At 71.6% G+C, this 20,947-nt stretch carries 23 protein-coding genes; 16 read left to right on the forward strand and 7 right to left on the reverse strand.

The window, feature by feature from the left end:
- The first annotated feature begins 31 nt into the window (after nt 1–31).
- Nucleotides 32–472 (forward strand): hypothetical protein, encoded by a 441-nt coding sequence (locus FHS37_RS41125; RefSeq protein WP_375372316.1) that lies wholly within the window; start codon nt 32–34, stop codon nt 470–472.
- Between the two features lie 152 nt (nt 473–624).
- Here the strand turns inward: FHS37_RS41125 and FHS37_RS20620 are convergent, their stop codons facing one another.
- Together FHS37_RS20620 and FHS37_RS20625 are read right to left on the reverse strand one after the other, a co-directional pair.
- The gene (locus FHS37_RS20620; protein WP_184823424.1) at nt 625–1,290 is read right to left on the reverse strand and encodes a YdcF family protein; all 666 of its coding nucleotides are present in this window, start codon (nt 1,288–1,290) and stop codon (nt 625–627) included.
- On the reverse strand, nt 1,287–2,081 hold the full coding sequence (locus tag FHS37_RS20625; protein WP_184823426.1) for a GntR family transcriptional regulator: 795 nt from the start codon (nt 2,079–2,081) through the stop codon (nt 1,287–1,289). The genes FHS37_RS20620 and FHS37_RS20625 overlap by 4 nt, the downstream gene beginning before the upstream one ends.
- Nucleotides 2,082–2,526: 445 nt before the next feature.
- Between FHS37_RS20625 and FHS37_RS20630 the strand changes: the two genes are divergently transcribed.
- From FHS37_RS20630 to FHS37_RS20655, 6 genes are all read left to right on the forward strand, one after another.
- On the forward strand, nt 2,527–2,796 hold the full coding sequence (locus FHS37_RS20630; protein WP_184823428.1) for a DUF6284 family protein: 270 nt from the start codon (nt 2,527–2,529) through the stop codon (nt 2,794–2,796).
- On the forward strand, nt 2,793–3,074 hold the full coding sequence (locus tag FHS37_RS20635) for a DUF6303 family protein (protein ID WP_184823430.1): 282 nt from the start codon (nt 2,793–2,795) through the stop codon (nt 3,072–3,074). The genes FHS37_RS20630 and FHS37_RS20635 overlap by 4 nt, the downstream gene beginning before the upstream one ends.
- On the forward strand, nt 3,071–3,934 hold the full coding sequence (locus FHS37_RS20640; protein WP_308439470.1) for a protein spdB: 864 nt from the start codon (nt 3,071–3,073) through the stop codon (nt 3,932–3,934). Before FHS37_RS20635 ends, FHS37_RS20640 begins: the two co-directional genes overlap by 4 nt.
- A gap of 301 nt (nt 3,935–4,235) precedes the next feature.
- A complete protein-coding gene (locus tag FHS37_RS20645; RefSeq protein ID WP_184823432.1) occupies nt 4,236–4,553 on the forward strand; it encodes a hypothetical protein in 318 nt (105 codons plus the stop codon).
- 110 nt (nt 4,554–4,663) lie between these two features.
- Complete coding sequence (locus FHS37_RS20650; RefSeq protein WP_184823434.1) at nt 4,664–6,796, forward strand: ATP-binding protein; 2,133 nt, start codon at nt 4,664–4,666, stop codon at nt 6,794–6,796.
- A gap of 207 nt (nt 6,797–7,003) precedes the next feature.
- Entirely contained in the window at nt 7,004–7,468 is a 465-nt protein-coding gene (locus tag FHS37_RS20655) for a hypothetical protein (protein WP_184823437.1), read from the forward strand.
- Nucleotides 7,469–7,470: 2 nt separating this feature from the next.
- On the opposite strand, the gene FHS37_RS20660 is transcribed toward FHS37_RS20655, so the two are convergent.
- Complete coding sequence (locus FHS37_RS20660; protein WP_184823439.1) at nt 7,471–7,644, reverse strand: hypothetical protein; 174 nt, start codon at nt 7,642–7,644, stop codon at nt 7,471–7,473.
- Nucleotides 7,645–7,797: 153 nt separating this feature from the next.
- Here FHS37_RS20660 and FHS37_RS20665 point away from each other — a divergent pair, with 153 nt between their 5' ends.
- The 6 genes from FHS37_RS20665 to FHS37_RS20690 all read left to right on the forward strand — a co-directional run bounded on the left by FHS37_RS20665 (nt 7,798) and on the right by FHS37_RS20690 (nt 15,911).
- Nucleotides 7,798–8,685, forward strand: a complete 888-nt coding sequence (locus FHS37_RS20665; RefSeq protein WP_184823441.1) for a bifunctional DNA primase/polymerase — start codon at nt 7,798–7,800, stop codon at nt 8,683–8,685.
- A 2-nt stretch (nt 8,686–8,687) separates the two neighbouring features.
- On the forward strand, nt 8,688–10,172 hold the full coding sequence (locus tag FHS37_RS20670; RefSeq protein ID WP_184823443.1) for an AICE element replication initiation protein: 1,485 nt from the start codon (nt 8,688–8,690) through the stop codon (nt 10,170–10,172).
- A gap of 444 nt (nt 10,173–10,616) precedes the next feature.
- The gene (locus FHS37_RS20675) at nt 10,617–10,853 is read left to right on the forward strand and encodes a helix-turn-helix transcriptional regulator (protein WP_184823445.1); all 237 of its coding nucleotides are present in this window, start codon (nt 10,617–10,619) and stop codon (nt 10,851–10,853) included.
- A gap of 79 nt (nt 10,854–10,932) precedes the next feature.
- Nucleotides 10,933–12,198 (forward strand): tyrosine-type recombinase/integrase, encoded by a 1,266-nt coding sequence (locus FHS37_RS20680; protein WP_184823447.1) that lies wholly within the window; start codon nt 10,933–10,935, stop codon nt 12,196–12,198.
- A 296-nt stretch (nt 12,199–12,494) separates the two neighbouring features.
- Entirely contained in the window at nt 12,495–14,138 is a 1,644-nt protein-coding gene (locus tag FHS37_RS20685) for a penicillin-binding transpeptidase domain-containing protein (protein ID WP_184823449.1), read from the forward strand.
- Between the two features lie 105 nt (nt 14,139–14,243).
- Nucleotides 14,244–15,911, forward strand: a complete 1,668-nt coding sequence (locus tag FHS37_RS20690; protein WP_184823451.1) for a penicillin-binding transpeptidase domain-containing protein — start codon at nt 14,244–14,246, stop codon at nt 15,909–15,911.
- 35 nt (nt 15,912–15,946) lie between these two features.
- On the opposite strand, the gene FHS37_RS20695 is transcribed toward FHS37_RS20690, so the two are convergent.
- Nucleotides 15,947–16,303: an SsgA family sporulation/cell division regulator gene (locus FHS37_RS20695; RefSeq protein ID WP_184823453.1), complete on the reverse strand. Its 357-nt coding sequence runs from the start codon at nt 16,301–16,303 to the stop codon at nt 15,947–15,949.
- Nucleotides 16,304–16,650: 347 nt separating this feature from the next.
- Here FHS37_RS20695 and FHS37_RS20700 point away from each other — a divergent pair, with 347 nt between their 5' ends.
- The 3 genes from FHS37_RS20700 (at nt 16,651) to FHS37_RS20710 (ending at nt 18,930) form a co-directional block, all read left to right on the forward strand.
- The gene (locus FHS37_RS20700) at nt 16,651–17,112 is read left to right on the forward strand and encodes a MarR family winged helix-turn-helix transcriptional regulator (RefSeq protein ID WP_184823455.1); all 462 of its coding nucleotides are present in this window, start codon (nt 16,651–16,653) and stop codon (nt 17,110–17,112) included.
- A 112-nt stretch (nt 17,113–17,224) separates the two neighbouring features.
- Nucleotides 17,225–17,677, forward strand: a complete 453-nt coding sequence (locus FHS37_RS20705) for an organic hydroperoxide resistance protein (RefSeq protein WP_184823457.1) — start codon at nt 17,225–17,227, stop codon at nt 17,675–17,677.
- Nucleotides 17,678–17,757: 80 nt separating this feature from the next.
- Nucleotides 17,758–18,930, forward strand: a complete 1,173-nt coding sequence (locus FHS37_RS20710) for a serine hydrolase domain-containing protein (RefSeq protein ID WP_184824074.1) — start codon at nt 17,758–17,760, stop codon at nt 18,928–18,930.
- 213 nt (nt 18,931–19,143) lie between these two features.
- Here FHS37_RS20710 and FHS37_RS20715 read toward each other — a convergent pair whose 3' ends face one another.
- From FHS37_RS20715 to FHS37_RS20725, 3 genes are all read right to left on the reverse strand, one after another.
- The gene (locus FHS37_RS20715) at nt 19,144–19,419 is read right to left on the reverse strand and encodes a DUF1876 domain-containing protein (protein WP_184823460.1); all 276 of its coding nucleotides are present in this window, start codon (nt 19,417–19,419) and stop codon (nt 19,144–19,146) included.
- A 93-nt stretch (nt 19,420–19,512) separates the two neighbouring features.
- Nucleotides 19,513–20,358 (reverse strand): EamA family transporter, encoded by an 846-nt coding sequence (locus FHS37_RS20720; RefSeq protein WP_184823463.1) that lies wholly within the window; start codon nt 20,356–20,358, stop codon nt 19,513–19,515.
- Nucleotides 20,355–20,867, reverse strand: a complete 513-nt coding sequence (locus FHS37_RS20725; protein ID WP_184823465.1) for a YbaK/EbsC family protein — start codon at nt 20,865–20,867, stop codon at nt 20,355–20,357. Before FHS37_RS20725 ends, FHS37_RS20720 begins: the two co-directional genes overlap by 4 nt.
- Between the last annotated feature and the right edge of the window lie 80 nt (nt 20,868–20,947).

Raw genomic sequence — 20,947 nt, forward strand, 5'->3', positions numbered from 1 at the left:
GCGTGATTCCCTAGAAGAGCAACTGAAGTCGATGCACGAGAATTGCCTTTACAGCGCCCAGGCATACTTTGAAGCCTCGAAACGCGCCGAGCTTTGGGGCAGACTCATGGTTTTCGCCCCCGCTTGCCTATCGGCAGTATCAGGCTTCATGACTTCCTTCGGATCCCGCCCGCTCTGGGGCGCTCTAAGCGCCGTTGCGGGTGCAGTTGCGGCGACAGCTGCCTTCCTCGGCACAACGAAAAAGGCAGCTGACTTCCTGAGTTCAGCGCGCGCTTACACAATCCTGCGTCACAAAATAAATCTCGAATTGCGCTTCCTGTCGGTTGATGCCGAATTGAACTTCCAAGATGCACGGTCGAGAGTCGAGGCTCTAAATATCGAGTACACACAGATAGTTTCAGCTGATGCCCCGGTACCAAATCGATCTTTCTCCGTGGCTAGCCGCAGAATCGACCAGGGCGCAGCATCCTAGCCTCATAATGCCTCTCAACCTGCGACATGTCGTAGGGACCCAGACGCTCCGTCTGGGTCCCTACGGCATGGCTCCGAAACTAAGAAAACCAAGAGCCAGCGGCCCAGCTGCCTAACTAACCAAACGGGCTTCACAGCGTTTCCGTGATGCCGTCACTTCTGCGCTGCGGTATCTGCCACGAGTCGGCTTGTGAACCCGGCATCACGCAGGCGCTCATATGCTGTGATTACGTCATCAGGAACGCGCTGCTCGATCATGAATCCCTGTTGTGGGTAGATCATGAGCCGCTGCTGCGCGCCGACCAGCATGTCGATGACCAGGCGCGCGTTTCCGATCGAGTCGACGTAGTCAGCCAGGGTCATGGGTGTGGACGCGCTGACCCACTTGACTTCGGGCCACAGTTTGCGGGCGGTCGCGTAGGCCCGTCGTTCCTCGTAGGGCTTGCTGACCAGCAGGACGGACGACACGGCGGCCCGGTGCTCCTCGAGCAGTGCGCGCGAGAAGCGGATGTTCTCTCCTGTGTTCCGGGCCCGCGGCTCAACGAGGATGGCATCAGCCGGCACTCCCAGTTCCATCGCCCGCTCGCGGTAGTGCTCAGCCTCGCCACGCGGCATGCGGTCGCGTGTGGTGCGGCTGGTCGCCCCGGTGAAGACGATCAACGGCATCATGCCCCGGTGGTAGAGATCAGCGGTTGTGTCCGCGACTCCGAGGTCATGGCTGCCGAGTCCGATCGCGACAGAGCATGGGCGCAGCTCGTGCCCCATCTGCTGGAAGTCCCAGAGCCGTTGAGCGTCGGCCCATGCCTGTGCTGAGATCACTTACTCTCGCCCTCCGCTTTCGCTGAGTCGGGGACCTTGAAGTCGTACGTCCAGGCGAAGCGCGTCGCCGCATGCACGCCGATCGCGAACTCCACCACGGTGCCGTCGGCCGTGTACGTCGTCCGGTGCAGCTCCACCACCCATTCACCCGGCGCGAGCTGGAGGAGCTGGACTTCGTCCGCCGTGGGGATGCGTGCGAACAGCGTCTCCTGCATGTGGTCGATCTCGTACCCGGCGTCGTACAGGACGCGGAAGCCACCGCCCCGGCCGGCGGGCCCCGGCGTCGGGTCGACAATGCGCGTCCCTTCCACGTGTTCGGGGCGGTAGTAGCTCGTCAGCGTGTGCGTCGGCTGCGAGCCCTCCTTGACCACGCGCGCACGTGCGTAGACCTCCGCACCCTCCGGCAGACCGTGCGCCTGGGCGACAACGGCCGGCGCCGGGACACGGCTGACGGTCTGGGTCTGCTCGTTCCGCTTGTACGTGCGTCCGGACGCCACGCGGTCCGCGATGAACGCCACCTCATCGCCGTCCCGCCACTTGGCCTTGTCGTACCGCGCGATGCCGAGCCGCTTGAGCGGGGTCCGCTCACGGACGACCGTGCCGTGTCCGCGCGACGACGTGACCAGTCCTTCGGCCTCCAATGCCTTGTAGGCCGCGTGGACCGTGGACTTCGAGCCTTCGCCCGCTTCCACTAGGTCCCTGATCTGCGGCAACTGGGCACCGGGCGCGTACTCGCCGTTCCTGATCTGTTCGGCCAGTCGGTCCGCAAGCTCCCGCCACTTGGGCGCCATGCAGCACTCCTCTCGACATCGACCAGTGAAACACAGTCCCAGGACTGTTGACAGTCCTGGGACTGTGCGTCATGGTCTTATCGAACGGCTCACAGTCCTAGGACAGCGAGCCAGGAGCGTCCCTGCTGGTCTGCTCCCATGCCGCCCGGAGGGCTCCGTGAAACGGGCTCGAAGGAAGCGCAAGCGCCTTGAGAACTCCACACAGGGAACTGCCGGTAACCCGTGGTCCGCCTGCCCGAAGGGGTCGGAAACAAGGCGGAGAAGACCGGCGTGCCCCGTACGGCCACCCGACCGGTTCGAGTCCGGTCCGGGGCACTGCGGCCGCTGCTCAGTGGCCGCGCCGCGTGTGACACGCGGCTTTCTCCAAACAACGGCAAGCACCCCCGGTGCTGGAACACCGGGGGTGCGGCTCGGGCCGTTCACCCTGTGAGAGGAACACGACCCAATGGAGCACATCGTCACTGTTCAGGACGCTGTTACCGCGTTCGCCGACTTCATGGAGCCGACGGACGTCGAGCTGGACGCGATCGAGCGGGAGATGCCCGTCATCCTGGCGGACGTCGACCTGCTGGACGCGCACATCGTCACCCTCGACCGCACGCCGACCGAGCTGGACAACCGGCGCATCCGCCGGGCCCGCCGCCGGGCGCTGGCCGCGCGCGTCGTGCTGGTCAACCTCGCGGCCGGCGCGAGCCTGCCGGGTGGTGCGGCGTGAAGACGCTGACCGCACAGATGTCGAGCGACGGCAGGACATGGCGCCTGTACGTCGTGCTGTTCGGCGAGAGCGGGTGGCCCACCGTCCGGTGGGAGCGCCCGGGTCCGGTGCCGACCGTGGCGGAGCGTCGGCGCGCGCTGGCCGAGCTCGGTTACGAGGTGGCGTCGGGCGCGGGGTGGTCCTGGTCGGAGGACAGCCGGGACCCGGACGACGACAGCACCCCGGTGCTGCTGATCGCGGCCGTCGAGGTGCGGGAGCGGGAAGGGGGCGCCGCGTGAGGGCGAAGACCGTTCTGCCGGCCGTCGCGATGACGGCCGTGTCCATGGTGCTCACCTTGGCCGTGGTGGTGATGTGGCTGGGCACGGCGGTGCCGTGGCCGGTCGCCGTGGTCGTCGGTCTGGGCATCGACGGGGGATGGTTGGCCACCCTCGCCTATGAGCGCCGCCTTGCTGCGCAGGGTGACCACAATGCGGCCGTGACCGCCGTCGGCTGGTCCTTCGGCATCCTTGCGGCCGGTGTCCTGGTCGCGCACGCCCTGACCGTCGACCACTCCGCTGGCGCGTGGCTGGCCGTGGCGTGGCTGCCGGTTGCCGCGAAGGCGTTGTGGCTGGTGCACGGTCTGTGGGAGCGCACCGCGCTGACCCCGGTCGCGCTGGATGCGATCCGCGGGATTCAGCAGGAGGCGCGCGACGAGGCTGCCGTGGCCCGCGCTCGCCTACGGGCGGAGGCAGCCACCGAGGAGACCCGGCTGACGGCCGTGACGGAGGCCGGCGCCCGCATCGCCCGCGTCCAGGCACGGACCGCCCAGACCCTTTCCGCCGCGTGGTCGACGTTGGAGACGGCCCGCGCCGGTGAGGAGACCGGCAGGGCACTGACCAGCGTGACGGCCCGCGTCACACCCGGTGTCACACCCCGCTGGGAGCTCCCCGTGTGGGGGCCGACGGAACCGGTCGGCTCCCGCTCGCTGGACGCCGCGCCGGCACTCACCGATGATGCGCTGGACGTCATCGTGGACGAGATCCGCACCAGCGAGACACCCGCCCTGTCCTACCGCGAGATGGCCACGCGGTTCCGCGCGGCCGGGCACTCCGCCTCCGAGGTCCGGCTGCGGGCCGCGTGGAAGCGCGTGGCCGCGTGACGGGGGCGCTGCCGGTGTTCCAGTGGCGCCCCGCCCGGATGACTGCGTCCACCCCGACACCACGGGCTCTGGGCCTCTGATCGCTACAGGCTGTCCAGGAAGTTCAAGACAGTCTCCAGGACGCGGTTCCTGCGGCGGTGCGCCTTGCTGCAGAACCGCCGTCGTCTGCGCCATCGGCTACGCGGCTGTTCCACCGGTGTGCCGCACCACAGACAAGGTCGCACCCGGGCCGCTGGTCCCCCACCCATGCCGCACACCGTAGCGGCGCACCCCTCGAAACCGACCCGAGGAGCACCCGACCATGAGCAACGCCGACATCCGCCGCTTGGACCGCGAGATCCGGCACACCGCCAAGAAGCTGGATGCCGTGCGCCGGGGCGAGTTGTGGCCGCTGAACAGCCGCGAGCGCCGGGCAATGGCCCGCGCTGTGGCCGGGGGCACCTACCGCACCCTGCGGGGTCGCAGCACCGGCCGCGCCGAGCAGCAGCTCGAGACCGCCAGCAACGCCGCGGAGATGCGGCTGAGCGCGGAGCTGACCGCCCTGCACGGCGAGCGCCAGCGGCTCATCACCAAGGCCGCCCACGAAAAGGCCGCCAAGAAGTCCTCCGGCTGGTGGTGACCAGCCCCGACCCCCTGCACGCCGGGGTGGCCGCCTTCCTGCACGGACCCGGCCGCCCCGGCTCTTCCTCACTCCCGCCCCCACAGGGGGCAGTCAGGAGATCTCCCAGCATGGCGGAGAACGTCGTCCCCCTGCACAAGACCACCAACCCCCCGGCCACCAACCCCCCGGCCACCGACACGGCGGCCGTGACCCGGCTGACCGTCGTCGCCGACGCCCCGCCGGCGCGGCCAGTGCCGCTGTGGGTGCGCTCCGGCCGCGCCGTACGGACGGCCGTGACGCACGAGCGCACCACGACCGCCGTCCGGGCGGTGGCCCGGCACGGCCTGTACACGTTCAACGGCGGGCGGATCGTGGCCCGCCGCGCCTGGGACGGCCGCACCGGCGCCCGCTACGAGCGCATGCTGCGCGCGGCGGAGGCCGCCGGTAACTACGAGGTGGCCCAGGAGTGGGAGGAGCGGCTACAGCGCTTCCGCGACGCCCGGCACCGCCGCCGCATGGACCTGCTGCACTCCCCGGTCGACGCCGCCAAGGGCATCGCGGTCGGCACCGGCATGAGCATCGGGGTGCTGGTCGCCCTCGGCATCGTCATGGCGATCAACACGGGCCACGCCGGGGACGTCATCACCCCCTTAAGCGCAACGATCGACTTCATCGCGCTGCTGATCCGGATCGTTCAGGTGGTGTGGGGGCCGGCCGTCACCATCGGCCCGTTCCTGGCACTGCTCGCGCTGTGGGCCGTCGGCCGCCAGCAGCAGGCCACCCCGAACTGGGCGCTGCCCGCCAACGTCCGCAACGGGGAGGGGGAGCCGATCACCCCATCCATCGTGGTCAAGGCCCTGCGCGACCTCGGAGTGCCCGCACTGGCCCGGGCCATCAAGGAGATGGGGGATGCCGGCGCGTCCATGCTCGGGCCGATCCGCATCGCCGGATGCGGCGTGGAGGTCGACGTCACCCTCCCCTCCGGCGTCTCCACCATCGAGGTACAGAACCGCCGGCGCAAGCTCGCCGAGAACCTGACCCGGCACGAGCACGAAGTGTTCATCACCCTCCCGACTGCGGCCCGCACGGTACGGCTGTGGATCGCCGACTCGGGTGCGTTGGATGAGCCGATCGGCCCGTCGCCGCTGGTCACCGACGAGACGCTGACCGCGGACTACGCCAAGGGCCGCGCCCCGTGGGGCCAGGACCTGCGCGGCGACGCCGCGGCCCTGTCCCTCTACCAGCGCCACCTGCTCATCACCGGTCTGTCCAACCAGGGCAAGACCGCTGCCCTGCGCGCGCTCGCCCTGTGGCTCGCCCTGGACCGCACGGTGGAGTTCCGGGTGGCGGACCTGAAGGGTGCCGGGGACTGGGCCATGTTCGACGGCCTCGCCACGGTCCTGATCCAAGGGCCGACGGACGAGCACGTGGTGCAGGCGACGGAGATGGTCGAGGGTGGCGTGGCAGAGATGGAACGCCGCCTCCAGGCGCCGCCCGGCACCGCGTTCCCGCCGCTGATCGTGCTGGTGGACGAGGCGCAGGTGGCGTTCATGTGCCCGCTGGCCGACGAGGACAAGCGACCGTACGGGGGCAGCAAGGCCACCAGCCGGTACTTCATGGCCGCCCGGAAGATCCACAACCAGGGGCGGGCGGTGAACGTGCTGCTGTGGCAGGGCACCCAGGACCCCACCGACCAGAACCTGCCCAAGCTCGTCCGGGAGGGTGCCCACACCCGCGCATCCCTCGCGCTGGGCACCGAGTCGCAGGCCCGCATGGCACTGGGAGACAAGGCCGTCGACGGCGGCGCCGCCCCCAACCTGCTGCGCCCCGGCCTGGACAAGGGCACGGTAGTGGTCGCCTCGGACGGCATCGAGATCCCGGCCGGACAGTCGTCCATCACGGTGCGGACGCACTACATCGACACCGAGACCGCCACCGAGGTGGCCGAGCGGGCCAAGCGGCTGCGGGACGGGGTGACCACGCTGCGGGTCATCGAGCACGGGGAGGAGCGCGACCCGCTGGCGGACATCGCGGCCGTGTTCGGCGACGCGCCGCGGCTGGTCACCCAGGACGTGCTCAAGCGGCTCACCGCGCTGAACGAGGACGCCTACGGCCGGTGGACGTTCACCGACCTGCGGCGCGTGCTGGACGGCACCGGCGCCGAGCCCTACAAGTCCGACGGCCGCATGGTCGTCGCCCACGACCGCGTCACCCGCGCCCTCACCAACCGCGACGCGGACGGTTCCGCTTCCGCCGACTAACGGCAGGGAGCCGACCCGCGACGGATCAGGGAGACAGGGAGAACTCCCTGAACCCCTCCCTGACCCGCCTCCCTGGCTCTGACCAGCATGAATGATCCATCAGGGAGTCAGGGAGGACCCCAGGTCACCACCCCCGAAACCCACACCACGAGGCACCCCCAAGGCGGTGCCTCCGCATCCCTGACCCGACCCCGGAAGGGATTCCGTATGCAGCCCGAACCCGTCCGCCGCGCGTCCGCCGAGCGGGCCGTGGAAGTCCACCGCCCCACCCCCATCCCGCCCTCGGTTGTCGTCCAGCCGGCACCGCTCGTACCGGTGCAGCCGGGCGCCGTTCTGGCGGTGGCGAGCGTCGTCCTGCCCGACGGCCAGATCGTCACCGGCTACGCCATCGACCACGCCCAGCCCGCCCCGGCCGCCCACCGGCCGGCCGTCTCCCGCACCGCGGTGAACCTCGCCCTCGGAGGCGTCGGATTCCTCGCGGTGTGCGGCGGTCTGCTGCTGCTCACCTCGTTCATCACCGCCCTGACCGCGTTCATCACCCAGCTCATCATCCTGGCGGCCGTCATCTTCGGCGGCTGGATCGCCGTCCAGGTCCTCGGTCTGGGCAGCCGGGGCGGAGCCACGGTGAACATCCGCAAGGCCACGTTCAAGCGCAACCACTTCCACGGCTGACGTCAGCCCTGCCGCTTCTCACCAGTGGCAAGAGCCCGACGGAACACCAGCCCGCCGATCGTGGGAACGAAGGCGAAGATCGCCGCATCCTGTGCCGCCTCGGGCCAGGGGAGCCCTGCCTGCCAGTGCCGCAGGCAGAGAAACAGCACGAATCCCACCGCATAGGCCGCCAACACGCGTCCAGCTAAGCGCCAACCCGTCATGTCTTGACGCGTACCCGCTCGCCTGCCCTCCCTGCCAGATCACATCAAGGGCGGCCCCCGTCTCGCCAAAGTCCGGGGCCGCCCTTGTCCACCTGCCATCCAACTGACCTGTGGAGGTCTCCCAGCATGACCCAACCCACCACCATCCGGCGAGTGCCCGGCCCACAGCTGCGGCTGCCCGAACCCCTGCGTACTGCGCTGACGCTGGCCGCGACCGGTGTGCCGGTGCTGCCCCTGCGCCGGGGCAAGGTGCCGTTCGGCAACTGCCGCACCTGCGCGGGCAACGCGTGCGGCGGCCGACCGAACATGAAGTGTGCGGGCCCGTGCCAGTGCCCCGGTGTCTGCCACGCGTGGGCCGCCGCCAGCACCGACCCGGCCGTCCTGTCCTCCCCAGCCTGGATGGCCACATGGCGACGGGCCGTCGCCGTCGCTTACCACCCCGGCGGCACCGGCCTGACCGTGGTGGACCTGGACGACGCGGAAGCCATCGCGTGGGCCCGTACCGCTCTGCCTGCCACGCGGACCGTGCCGACGACGCGCGGTGAGCACTGGATCTACCGGGGTGCCATGACCTCACGCAACGCGGTCCGCCCCGGCGTCGACATCAAGTCGACCATGGCATACGCCCGCTACCTCGGACCTGGCACCGGCACCATGACCGACCTGCCGGACGCCGTCCGCGCCCTGGCGGTGAAGGAGCCGTCCGCGGACCGGCCGACGCCGCACGCCCTCACCGTGCCCGCAGGATCCGGCAGCGGGGAGTGCCCGCACCGCACGCCCGCCTACCTGGAGCGTGGCATCGCCATGGCCGAGCAGCGCATCACCGAGGCGTCCAGCGCGGTCCACGCGACCGTGTACCGGACGTTCCTCGCGGTGCTGTCCAGGCACGGCCGGTGCGGCTGTCTCACCGACACCCACATCACACGGCTGTTCACCGCCGCGCAGGCCAAGGGCGAGACCCTGCGGCACTGCACCGACGCGTGGGCCAACGCCCGCATCCGGCTGGGGATGTGACCATGCCCGACGACGACAAGACCCCCGCACGCGAGGTCATCGCCGACTACGCGCAGCAGCACTTCCGGTACTTCCGCACCGCCGACGGCACCGTGTACGCGCAGAAGAACGGCCACCCCGTGGCCCGCCCGATCCGCTCCCAGGGCACCACGGGCAGCCACCGCCAGGAACTCATGGTCGGCCTCTTCCGTGACGGCCTGGGCGTGTTCAACGGCACCGCCCTCAAGGAGGCGTTGGACTTGATTGAAGCGCTCGCGCTGACGGAGGACGTGCAGCCCGTCCACATCCGCGTAGCTCCCGGGTTCGACGGGGCGACGTGGCTGGACCTGGGCCGCGACGACGGGCGATCGGTCCGCATTCACTCCACCGGGTGGGACATCGCCGTTCCCGACCCGCGGGAGGTGTGCTGGCGGCGCACCCAGCTCACCGGCGAGCTGCCGCTGCCCGCCAAAGACACCGACGGCAAGGGCATCGACCTCCTACTGAGGCTGTGCAACTTCGCCGGCGCCCAGACCGAGTGCCTGGCCATCGCCTGGCTCATCGGCTGCCTGGAACCGTCCGTGCCCGTCCCCGCCCCCTTCCTCACCGGCCCCCAGGGCGCGGGGAAGTCCACCGGCGGGCGCATGCTCGTGCGGATCATCGAGGGCATGACCGGCGACCTGCGCCGAGCCCCGAAGGACGAGGAGAACCTGATCGCGGCCGTGGCCGCCGGATGGGTCACCGCCCTGGACAACCTCTCCCACCTCGCCCCGGACCTGTCCGACCTGATGTGCTGCATCGTCACTGGCGCCGAGACCATCAAGCGCGCCCTGTACACCGACGGCGACGTCGTCCGCGCCCGCTACCGCCGCCCGCTGCTGCTGACCGGCATCGACGTCGGCGTCATCCGTCCCGACCTCGCCGAACGCCTCCTGCCGCTGCGTCTGGAGCGCCCGCAGGTCCGGCGGACCGAGGCGGAGCTGTGGGCGGAGTTCGAAGAGGTCCTGCCCGTCATCCTCGGCTCGTTGCTGGACCTCACCGTCAAGGTCCGCGCGGCGGACGCGGACATCCCCACCGACCTACGCATGGCCGACTTCGCCCACCTGTGCGCCCAACTCGACGCGGCCACCGGCCTCGGAGCGCTCACCGCCTACCGGGCCGCCCTGGACGACCTGAACGACGACGTCATCGAGGGCGACCTGCTGGCGCAGACCGTGCTCAAGCACGCCGCCGGTCTCGAAGCAGGCGTACAGCAACGGATGACGTCCACCGAGTGGCTGCACTGCCTCACCGGCCTGTACAGCGGCGAAGAGTGCCGCCCGCTGCCCAAGGGCTGGCCGACCACGGGCAAGGTGCTCTCCGACCGTCTCAAGCGCCTACAGCCCACCCTCGCCGCCCGGGGCGTCCTCGTCGACTGGGGTCGCACCAGTACGGCCCGCTACATCGAGATGACCCGCCCTCGGGCCACGCCGCCCCAGCAGGGGCACGAGCAGCCGTCGGCGTTCTGACCGGAGGCACCACGGCCCTCCGGCACAAGCAAGAGGAGCACCCCGGCCAGGCGTGCTCCTCTTGCTTTTCGGCGGCGCCAGCCGCCCTGCAAGGGTCGCGCCGCGAAGCGGCTCCCTCTTCACTCTCTGAGCCGCACCGCACCACAACAGACACCCCCTTCTCTTGTCCGAGGAAAAGAGACTCTGCGTCACCTGCGTCACCCGACGACGGCAAGCAGTCCACAACCTGCCGCTATAGCGGTGACGCAGGCTGCCAGAGGCTGCGTCACCTCGCGTCATCTGCGTCATCCGGTGACGGAGACCCGCGTCACCCGATGACGTGCCCCAAATCCCTGCGTCACCGTAAAAGCACAGGTCAGAGCAGCAGGCGTCGCAGGTGACGCGATGACGCAGAAATCCGCACCTCGGACAGACGCAGCCATGCCCTCCCCGCTTGGAGTCCCTATGGCACAGCCGGCAGTCCTCGACCCCCGCGCCACTCTCCGCGGCGGTCTCCCCGACCGGTACCTCACCCCTGATGACATCGCCAGGATCTTCGAGGTGTCCTTGGAGACCGTCTACCAGTGGCGCAAGAAGCGCACCGGCCCGCCCGGTTTCCGCATCGGCAAGCACCTCCGCTACGACCCCGCTGACGTACGCGCGTACGTCAGCACCCTCAAGAACAGCGCCACCGCCGCCTAGCCAGACACCACCACAGACAGCAGGGAGAGCCGTTCACAGCGGCTCTCCCTGCTGTGTGTTGAGAGAGGACCGCCACCACATGGCAGGCCACATCCAAGACCGCTGGTACAAGACCGAAACCGACGCCAACGGGAAGCCCGTCAAGGCCAAGACCGACCGTCACGGAACGGGTCTGCGCTACCGCGCCCGGTACGTCGGCCCGGACGGCACCGAGAAGAGCAAGTCGTTCCGTGACAAGGAACTGCGGCTCGCCAAGCAGTGGCTCGCGCACATCGAGGCGGACATGTCCCGCGGTCAGTACGTCGACCCGCGAGCCTCCCGGACGACGTTCCGGCAGTACGCGGAACGCTGGGTGCAGACGCACACCGGCGAGATCAACAGCCGTGAGGCCGCGGAGCGTCGGCTCCGGCTGCACGCCTATCCCCACCTCGGTTCGCGCCCGCTCGGCTCCTTCAAGCCCGAGCACATCCGCGCCTGGATCGCCGCCCTTGAAGCCACGGTGCCGGCGGAGTCGCACCGACGCATCATCGTGGGCACCGTTTCCGCAGCGCTGAGCGCGGCGGTCGACGACGGGCTTCTGAGCAAGAACCCCTGCCGGGCCCGCACGGTGCAGCTCCCGAAGGCCGGCAAGCCGCGCGTCATCCCGTGGACGGCAAAGCAGGTCTTCGGGGTGCGCGCGGCCCTCCCCCGGCGTTACCAGGCCGCCGTGGATGCCGGAGCGGGATGTGGACTGCGACAGGGCGAGATCTTCGGTCTGTCCGTTGACGAACTCGACTTCGAGGGCGGGTGGCTGGCCGTGGGCCACCAGCTCAAGCGGATCCGGGGCAAGTACGTGTTCGCCCTCCCCAAAGGCGGCAAGGTCCGGGACGTACCGCTTCCCAAGGCTGTGGCGGCCGTTCTCCGGGACCACGCCAAGGAGTGCGAACCGATCGACGTGACGCTTCCCTGGCGTACGCCGGACGGCCCTCTCGTGGCCAAGCGGCTCCTCTTCAGCGGGGCTGAGGGCGACCACATCCGCGTGAGCCACTTCAACGATCACTACTGGAAGCCCGCTTTGGCCGCCTCCGGCATCATCCCCGAGGCGAAGCCGGGCGAGCGTTACGCGTCCGCGCGTGAGCACGGGATGCACGCGCTCAGGCACTTCTACGCGTCCGTGTTGCTGGACGCCGGCGAGAACATCCGGGCCCTGAGTCAGTACCTCGGTCACAGCGATCCGGGGTTCACGCTCCGGACGTACACGCACCTCATGCCGAGCAGTGAGGGACGCACTCGGAAGGCCGTCGACAGCCTCTATCTGGCGTCGAACCCTCAAGATCACGGCCCAGGGACGGCCCAAGCCGCCTGATCCGGCCCCGGCCAGGGACGAACGTCCTGGTCGGGGCCCTACAGGGCCGAATCATGCGCACTTCATCTACTTCTGGCCGATCTACACCGGCCAGGCCATCCCGATGGACGACTGGCGGGCGCGGATGTGGCTGGACACCTGGGTCTGAGCCCTTCCGTCCCCTGAGGATCTCTGTTCGGCCAACAAACGGAAACAAACATCCCGGTTGTCACTCCCTGCGCATAGAGTGCTCACCGCCGAGCTTTCTGAACACGTTCAGAAAGACGTGGGGTTCGGCGCGGAGGGGGAGGGGCCCGATGGGCAAGGGGGTCAAGGCCGCCGTCGTCGGCGGGGTGTTCGCGGTGATGGTGGGCGGAGCCGGGTACGGCGCCTACAACCTCGTGTCGGCGGTGAGCGGCGACGGGGGAGGCGGCTCCGGCGCGTCGGCGCCGAAGTCCGGGCCGCCGGACGAGGGCGAGGTCGCGGAGACGAGCCGGGAGTTCTTCGCGGCCTGGGAGAAGGGGGAGGCGACCCGGGCGGCGTCGTACACGGACAACGCGCAGGACGCCGGGGCACTGCTGACGGCGTACGGCGACGAGGCGCACATCGGCGACGTGCGGATCACGCCCGGGAAGGCCACCGGCACCACCGTCCCGTTCACCGTGAAGGCGACCGTCACCCACGACGGGACGTCCGAGCCGCTGACCTACGAGAGCGAGCTGACCGTCGTGCGCGGGAAGACCACCGGGCGGGCGCTGGTCGACTGGCGGCCCTCCGTCGTCCACCCCGACCTGAAGGACGGCGACACCCTGGTCACCGAGGAGTCCGCGCAGCCGCCCATCGAGGCCGTGGACCGCGACGGCACCGTGCTGACGAAGGAGGAGTACCCCTCCCTCGGGCCGATCCTGGACACCCTGCGCGAGAAGTACGGCGCCGAGGCGGGCGGCACCCCCGGCGTCGAACTGGTGGTCCGGCACGCCGAAGGGGCCTCGGGCGAGGCCGCCGCCGACACCCCGCTGCTGACCCTCGCCGAGGGGAAGCCGGGCAGGCTGCGCACGACGCTCAGCGCCGGGGTGCAGGCCGCGGCCGAGAAGGCGGTGAAGCGGTTCGCCGAGTCGTCGGTGGTGGCGGTGAAGCCGAGCACCGGTGAGGTGCTGGCGGTGGCCAACCACCGCGAGGACGGGTTCAACGCGGCCTTCCAGGGCCGGGTGGCGCCCGGCTCCACCATGAAGATCATCACCGCGGCCATGCTCATCGACAACGGCGTGACCACGATGAACGGCCCGGCGCCCTGCCCGCCCACGGCCACCTGGCACAGCCAGACCTTCAAGAACCTCACCGGCATGCAGCCGAACGAGGGCGCCACCCTCGCCAACAGCTTCCTGCGCTCCTGCAACACGGCCTTCATCAAGCTCATCGACGAGGAGCCGCTCACCACCGCCTCCCTCACCCGGGAGGCACAGGAGCGGTTCGGGCTCGGCCGGGACGACTGGAAGACCGGCATCGTCTCCTTCGACGGCAGCGTCCCCGACGTCAGCGGCCCGGACCGCGCGGCGAACGCCATCGGCCAGGGCAAGGTGCAGATGAACCCGCTGAACATGGCCTCGGTGACGGCCACCGCCGTCACCGGCACCTTCCGCCAGCCGTACCTCGTCTCCCCGGACCTCGACGGCCGGCAGCTGGCACGGGCCGAGGGCCTGCCCGCGGGCACCGCCGCCCAGCTGAAGCAGATGATGCGGCTCACCGCCACCCAGGGCACCGCCGCCGAGGCCATGGCCGGGCTCGGCGGGGACATCGGCGCGAAGACCGGCTCCGCGGAGGTGGACGGCAACGCCACCTCGGACAGCTGGTTCACCGGCTTCCGGAACGACGTCGCCGCGGCGGCCATGGCGCAGCAGGGCGGCCACGGCGGCGACGCGGCCGGTCCGATTGTCGCAGCCGTGCTACGAGCGACCTCCTGAGCGCGCCGCACGCCGGCCGGGACTTTAGGGTGGGGGCCGTCGTCGGCGCCCAGGAGCGCCACCGGGGCGGCGGGACCCCGGCGAACAGCGGAGGAACGGAGCACAGTGGGCAGCAGAGGGCGCGTCGCCGAGCGACGGAAGACGAGACCCGCCGTACTCGGCGGGGCGATCGCCGTGGTCGTCGGCGGTGCCGGGTTCGGCGCCTACGCGCTGCTCGGCGGTGCCGCCGAGGACGGCACCCGCACGGCCTCCGCCCAGCAGGCCGAGGAGGTCAGGACCGGCCCGCTGTCCGCCGCCGAGGTCACCGCCGCGGCCGAGCGCTTCCTCACCGCCTGGCAGTCCGGGAAGGTGAGCGAGGCCGCCGCCGCCACCGACGACCCGGAGGCCGCCGCCGCCCTGCTCACCGGCTACGCCGAGGACGCCCGCGTCAAGGACGTCACCCTCACCGCCGGCACCCGCGCCGGCGACAAGGTCCCCTTCTCCGTGAAGGGGACGGTGTCGTACGAGGATCTCGGCGAGCCGCTGGCGTACGACAGCGCGCTGACCGTCGTGCGCCGCGCCGGGGACGGCGCGCCGCGGGTCGACTGGCGGCCCTCCGTCGTGCACCCCGACCTGAAGGACGGCGACAGGCTGGTCACCGGGGAGGCCGGCACCCCGCCGGTCAAGGCGCTGGACCGGAACGGCGGCGAGCTGACCACCGCGAAGTACCCGTCCCTGGGCACGGTGCTGGACGGTCTGCGCGAGAAGTACGGGGAGAAGGCGGGCGGCCGGGCGGGCGTCGAGCTGCGGGTGGTGCGCGGCAAGGCGTCCGAGAAGGCGAAGCTGTCCGACAAGACCCTGCTGGAGCTGAGCGAGGGCACGCCCGGCACGGTGCGGACCACGCTGGACCCGGCCCTGCAGGCGGCCGCCGAGGCGCAGGTGGCGAAGAAGGCCCGGGCGTCGGTGGTGGCGCTGCGCGCGTCGACCGGCGAGATCCTGGCGGTGGCGAACTCCTCGCACGGCTTCAACACCGCGTTCCAGGGCTCGCTCGCCCCGGGCTCCACCATGAAGGTGGTCACCGCCTCGATGCTGCTCGAGAAGGGCCTCGCCTCCCTGGACGGGAAGCACCCGTGCCCGAAGTACTTCAGCTACGGCGGCTGGAAGTTCCAGAACCTCGACAAGTTCCAGATCGAGGACGGCACGTTCCGGACGAGCTTCGCCCGCTCCTGCAACACGGCCTTCATCAGCCAGGCGCCCGAGCTGGAGGACGACGACCTGACCGAGCAGGCCCAGCAGGTCTTCGGGCTGTCGAGGAACGACTGGCAGGTCGGCGTGCCCACCTTCGACGGCTCGGTTCCGGTGCAGTCGAAGGCCCCGATGGCGGCCTCGCTCATCGGCCAGGGCGGGGTGCGCATGAACCCGCTGAACATGGCGTCGGTGTCGGCGACGGTCAGGGCGGGCGTCTTCCACCAGCCGTACCTGGTCCCGCCCGAGGTGGACGGACGCGAGCTGGCGACGGCCTCGCGCACCATGTCCGCCGGCACGCTGACGCAGCTGCGGGAGCTGATGGCGTACACCGCGACCTCCGGCACGGCGGCGGAGGCGATGGCCGGGGTGAGCGGCGAGATCGGCGCCAAGACCGGGTCGGCCGAGGTCGACGGGCAGAAGAAGCCCAACGGCTGGTTCACCGCGTACCGCGGGGACCTGGCGGCCGCGGGCGTGGTCCAGCAGGGCGGCCACGGCGGCTCGACGGCCGGGCCGCTCGTGGCGGCGCTGCTGAAGAGCGGCGGCTGACCCGGGAAGCCGGAGGACGCCGGGAGACCGGGCGGTCAGTGCGGGACCGGTTCCGCGGCGGCGACGTGCGTCCGCCGCAGGAACCGCGTCAGGGCCTTGCTCTCGAACTGCACCACCGACACCCCGTGCGCGGAGTGGAACTCCACCACGGTCTGCACCCGGCCGCACGGCCACACCCGCACCTCGCCGATGCCCGCGGGGGCGCGCAGTCCCCGTTCCAGCAGGTCCCGTTCGACGGCCCACTCGCGCGCCCCGGTGCCCGGCAGCCGCATCCGGACGCACCGGGGATCGCGTTCGGGGTCGTACCGCAGCACCACGGGGACGGCCCCGCGATCGTCTTCCAGGACATCCGTGAGGATGTGTGCTCGGGCGTACTGCTCGATCGCGGACATCGGTGGGCCCCTTACGCTGCGTCACCGGCATGGAAGCCGTACAAGCCGTGTACCCACCCCCTGGTCCCATCGTGCACCCATTCCGGAATTCGCGCCTCCGTGAGGCGGGCGTCACAGGCCGGACACGGAGGAGACGAGGACGAGCGGCTCGCCCCTGCGGCACGTTCGCACCCGGCCACGCCGTCGAACCGCGCACCCACCCGACGGATTCATCGGCGCCCCCGTGTCCGCCGCGGCCGGACCGGTCGCGGCCGGCGCCCTGGTGCGCGCCCGCCGCCTGGAGCTCCCCCACGGCTCCGGTCCGCGCTCGGTGCCCGCCGTACCCGGCCGTCCGTGACAATGGGCGCGTGACGAACGAGGAGACCGAGGGCTCGCTGCTGCTCGACGAGCAGGTGTGCTTCGCGCTGTACGCCGCCCAGCGCGCGGTGACGGCCGCGTACCGCCCGCTCCTCGACGAGCTGGGCCTGACGTATCCGCAGTACCTGGTGCTGCTGGTGCTGTGGGAGCACGGCGAGACGACGGTCAAGGAGCTGGCGTCCGCCCTGCGCCTGGACTACGGCACGATGTCGCCGCTGCTGAAACGGCTGGAGGGCGCCGGTCTGGTCCGCCGGGAGCGCGCGGCGCACGACGAGCGCTCGGTGCTGGTCGCGCCCACGGGGCGCGCGGAGGAGCTGCGGGAGCGGGCGGCGCGGGTGCCCGGCGCGCTGCTGGCGGCGACCGGACTGGAGGGTGCCGAGGCGGCGCGGCTGCGGGAGGAGCTCTGGCGGCTGGCCCGGCGCGCGGAGGCGGCGGCGCGGCGGTCGCGCTGACCCGGACCGCCCGGTTACCCACGGTTGCTACCCCCCGGTAACCGCAGCTCGCCACCGGCCAGTACCTTGTGCACGATACGTTTGCGCACACTGGATCCGGGAAGGGCCAGCCATGACCGACGGCGCCGCCGCCGCAACCGACACCCGCCCGACGAAGATCGTGTACGTCGCCGAGGCCACCGCGCACGGCGGCCGGGACGGCTATGTCACCAGCCACGACGGCCACATCGGCCTGAGGGTCGCGATGCCCCCGGAGCTGGGCGGCGACGGCGACGGCACCAACCCGGAGCAGCTCTTCGCGGCCGGCTTCAGCGCCTGCTTCCACAACGCGCTGATCCTGGTCGGCAACCGGGCCGGCTACGACCTCGCTGGCTCCACGGTCTCCGCGAAGGTCGGCATCGGCCCCAACCGGCAGCGCGGCTACGGCCTCGCGGTCGCCCTGAGCGTCTCCCTCCCGGTCCTCGACGCCGACCTCGCGGCGCGGCTGGTGGACGCGGCCCACGAGGTCTGCCCGTACTCCAACGCCACCCGCGGCAACATCGACGTAACGATCGTGCTCGGTTAGCACGGCCCAGGAATCGCAGGCGGACGCCGACGGTTGCACCCACTGTCGCAGCCGAGGGGAAGGGACCGACGGACGTGGGTGTGGACGTGCACGGCACGGTGGCCGAGGGCTTCGAGCCGGTCGGCGAGGCGTTCGCACGGAACTTCGAGGCGCTCGGGGAGCGGGGGGCGGCGGTCGCCGTGTACCGGGACGGGCGCAGGGTCGTGGACCTGTGGGGCGGGGCGCGGGACGTCGACGGCACCGAGCCGTGGCGGCGGGACACGGCCCAGGTCGTGCGCTCGGCGACCAAGGGCGTCGCCGCCGCCGTGCTCCTGCTGCTGCACCAGCGCGGCGAGCTGGACCTGGACGCGCCGGTCGGCCGGCACTGGCCGGAGTTCAAGGCGCACGGCAAGGAGCGGGTCCTGGTCCGGCACGTGCTGAACCACCGCGCCGGGCTCCCGGTCCTCGACCGCCCGCTCACCCCGCGGGAGGCGGCCGACCCGCTGCGGAGCGCCGAGGCGCTCGCCGCCCAGCCGCCCGCGTGGGAGCCGGGCACGGACCACGGCTACCACGCCCTCACCTACGGCTGGCTGCTCGACGAACTGGTGCGGCGCGTGACCGGCCGGGGCGCCGGCGAGTGGATCGCGTCGGAGATCGCCGGCCCGCTGGGGCTGGACCTGTGGGTGGGCCTGCCGGACGCGCAGGCCGGCCGGGTGGGCCGGGTCGGTCCGGTCGACGCGCCGGAGCCCTCCGGCGTGCTCCGCGCCCGCCCCAAGCGCTCGGTCGCCGACGCCTACGCCGACCCGGCCTCCCTCACCCGCCGGGCCTTCGCCGCGATCACCCCCTTCCCGGACCAGAACGACCCGGCGTTCCGCGCCGCGGCCCTGCCCGCCGCGAACGGGATCGCGACGGCGGACGGGCTGGCCCGCTTCTACGCGTCACTGACCGGGCCGGTCAACGGCGTGCGCCTCCTCGAGGCGGCCACCGTCGACCTCGCCCGCGCCGAGGAGTCGGCGGGCCCGGACCGCGTCCTGGTCGTCGGCACCCGCTTCGGCCTCGGCTACATGCTGCACGGCGGCGCCTCCCCCTTCCTCGGCCCGGGCTCCTTCGGCCACCCCGGCCGCGGCGGCTCCCTCGGCTTCGCCGACCCGGAGACGGGCATCGCCTTCGGCTACGTCACCAACGGCTTCCGCAGGACCGTGACGGCGGACCCCCGGGCGCAGGCGCTGATCCGGGCGGTGCGGCAGGCGCTGGGCCGGGGCGGCGACCGCTAGGTCTCCCGTTCGGATCACGCCGGGCTCGCGGGTCCCGGCACCGCTCCCGCACGCCCGGCCTCGCGGGAGGGACCCCCACCGCCGCGTCGTCGTCGGGCGGCGGGGTTCCGCCCTGCCGTCCTCCTCCGCCTCGCGACGCACGGCACCGGCCCCCGCTCCCCGATCCGAACGAAGGGCCCCGGGTGCGGCGGCCGCCGGGGGCGGCGGCCCGCCCTAGACGTGGATCGGGTGCGAGATGCGCCCCGACGCCTCGTCGATCTCGTCGTGCGCCTTGGTCAGCAGCCGCATGGCGAGTTCGTTCAGCGCCCGTGCGCCGGCGACCTCCTCTCCGACCCTGGGCTGATTCGCGTCGGTGTGGTGCCGGGTCGCGTGTCCGTTCGCCCGCACCGCGGTCCCGTCGGGCAGCCGGACCATCGCGACCGCGCGCGTGTGCTGGTCGTCCTCCTGGAACTCCAGCTCCACGTGCCATCCCACTGCGGTGTGCATCATGACGATCACCTCCGGAAGCTCTCATTCCAGGGTGCTCCTCCCCCCGCCCGGACGCACCCGGCCGCACGGCGGCGGTTTCCGCCGCGCACCTCGTCACCCCGCGCGCAGCATCAGCCCGATCCCGACGACCAGCAGTCCGGCCGCGGCGATGCGCGGGGCGCCGAAGCGCTCCTTGAAGAACAGGGCCCCGATCGCCGCCCCGACGATGACCGACGACTCGCGCAGCGCCGCGACGGGGGCGAGTTCGGCGCGGGTCTGGGCCCACAGGACGAGCGCGTACGCCGCGACGGACAGCACGGCGCCGAGCAGCCCGAGGGCCGCGTGCGGCCGGAGCAGGGCACCCGTCCGCCGCCGCCAGCGCCACAGCGCGTACGCCGGGATCACCGTGCCCTGGACCGCCATCAGCCAGGCGGTGTACCCGAGGGGGGAGCCGGAGGCGCGGACGCCGAGCCCGTCGACGACCGTGTACGCCGCGATGGTCAGGCCGGTCGCCAGCGCCGCCCCGAGCGCCGCCCAGTCGGGCCGGCGCCCGCGCAGCCCCCACAGGGCGACGCCGGTCAGGCCCGCGCAGGACAGGACGATCCCGGCGGCGGCCCAGCCGTCCGGCACCTCGTGGGCGAACACGGCGGCGAGGACCGTGACGACCAGGGGCGCGCTGCCCCGGGCGATGGGGTACGCCTGGCCGAAGTCACCCAGCCTGAAGGACGTCATCAGCAGCGCGTAGTACGCGATGTGGATCGCGGCCGAGCACAGCAGGTACGGCCAGGCCCCGGCCGCCGGGAACGGCACGAACGGCACCAGCGCCAGGCCGATCAGCAGCCCGCCGCCCGAGATCAGCGCGAACCCGACCAGCTTGTCGGTGATCCTGTGCGCGAGGGCGTTCCAGCCGGCGTGCGCGACCGCGGCGAGCAGGACGGCCGTGGTGACCAGCGGGGTCACGAAGCGCGCTCGCGCACGTCCACCAGGGTGCCGCCGGCGTGGGCGATCAGCGTTCCGGGCTCCATCGGGAAGACGGTGTAGGGGGTGCCCGCCGCGGCCCACACGATGTCGTGGTCGAGCAGGGAGCGGTCGGCGAGGACGCGGGTGGCCGTCCGGTGGCCGAAGGGGGGCACACCGCCGATGGCGTACCCGGTGGTCTCGCGCACGACGTCGGCCCTGGCCCGGGTGACCTTCTCGGCACCGAGTTCCCGGCGCACCCGCTCGACGTCCACCCGCGAGGCGCCGTCCATGAGGACCAGCACCGGCACCTTGTCCGCGGCGAAGACCAGCGACTTGCAGATCTGGCTCAACTCGCACCCGATCGCGGCGGCGGCCTCGGCGGCGGTGCGGGTGGCCTCCGGGAAGCGGCGGACCCGCCCGGTCACCTCCGTGAGCCCCATCTCGCGCAGGGCCTCGGCGAATCGGGGGTGGGCTCCGGATCCCTCGGCGTCAGTGGCGGCTGTCGTCATGCAGGGCACGCTAGCGGTCGGTGTACCGGCCATGCGACCGGATTCCGCACCGGCCGCACGGGAAAGCCGGTGAGGGCGCC

The organism is Streptomyces griseomycini, assembly GCF_014203535.1.
Classification (GTDB): Bacteria; Actinomycetota; Actinomycetes; order Streptomycetales; family Streptomycetaceae; genus Streptomyces; species Streptomyces griseomycini.

Excerpts from the sequence above, each read along its gene's own strand:
- FHS37_RS20695 (WP_184823453.1), bottom strand. The coding sequence starts at position 16,303 with ATGTCCGCGATCGAGCAGTACGCCCGAGCACACATCCTCACGGATGTC.
- FHS37_RS20725 (WP_184823465.1), bottom strand. The coding sequence starts at position 20,867 with ATGACGACAGCCGCCACTGACGCCGAGGGATCCGGAGCCCACCCCCGA.
- FHS37_RS20705 (WP_184823457.1), top strand. The coding sequence starts at position 17,225 with ATGACCGACGGCGCCGCCGCCGCAACCGACACCCGCCCGACGAAGATC.
- FHS37_RS20715 (WP_184823460.1), bottom strand. The coding sequence starts at position 19,419 with ATGATGCACACCGCAGTGGGATGGCACGTGGAGCTGGAGTTCCAGGAG.
- FHS37_RS20665 (WP_184823441.1), top strand. The coding sequence starts at position 7,798 with ATGACCCAACCCACCACCATCCGGCGAGTGCCCGGCCCACAGCTGCGG.
- FHS37_RS20685 (WP_184823449.1), top strand. The coding sequence starts at position 12,495 with ATGGGCAAGGGGGTCAAGGCCGCCGTCGTCGGCGGGGTGTTCGCGGTG.
- FHS37_RS20625 (WP_184823426.1), bottom strand. The coding sequence starts at position 2,081 with ATGGCGCCCAAGTGGCGGGAGCTTGCGGACCGACTGGCCGAACAGATC.
- FHS37_RS20675 (WP_184823445.1), top strand. The coding sequence starts at position 10,617 with ATGGCACAGCCGGCAGTCCTCGACCCCCGCGCCACTCTCCGCGGCGGT.
- FHS37_RS20655 (WP_184823437.1), top strand. The coding sequence starts at position 7,004 with ATGCAGCCCGAACCCGTCCGCCGCGCGTCCGCCGAGCGGGCCGTGGAA.
- FHS37_RS20670 (WP_184823443.1), top strand. The coding sequence starts at position 8,688 with ATGCCCGACGACGACAAGACCCCCGCACGCGAGGTCATCGCCGACTAC.
- FHS37_RS41125 (WP_375372316.1), top strand. The coding sequence starts at position 32 with ATGCACGAGAATTGCCTTTACAGCGCCCAGGCATACTTTGAAGCCTCG.
- FHS37_RS20680 (WP_184823447.1), top strand. The coding sequence starts at position 10,933 with ATGGCAGGCCACATCCAAGACCGCTGGTACAAGACCGAAACCGACGCC.
- FHS37_RS20645 (WP_184823432.1), top strand. The coding sequence starts at position 4,236 with ATGAGCAACGCCGACATCCGCCGCTTGGACCGCGAGATCCGGCACACC.
- FHS37_RS20650 (WP_184823434.1), top strand. The coding sequence starts at position 4,664 with ATGGCGGAGAACGTCGTCCCCCTGCACAAGACCACCAACCCCCCGGCC.
- FHS37_RS20630 (WP_184823428.1), top strand. The coding sequence starts at position 2,527 with ATGGAGCACATCGTCACTGTTCAGGACGCTGTTACCGCGTTCGCCGAC.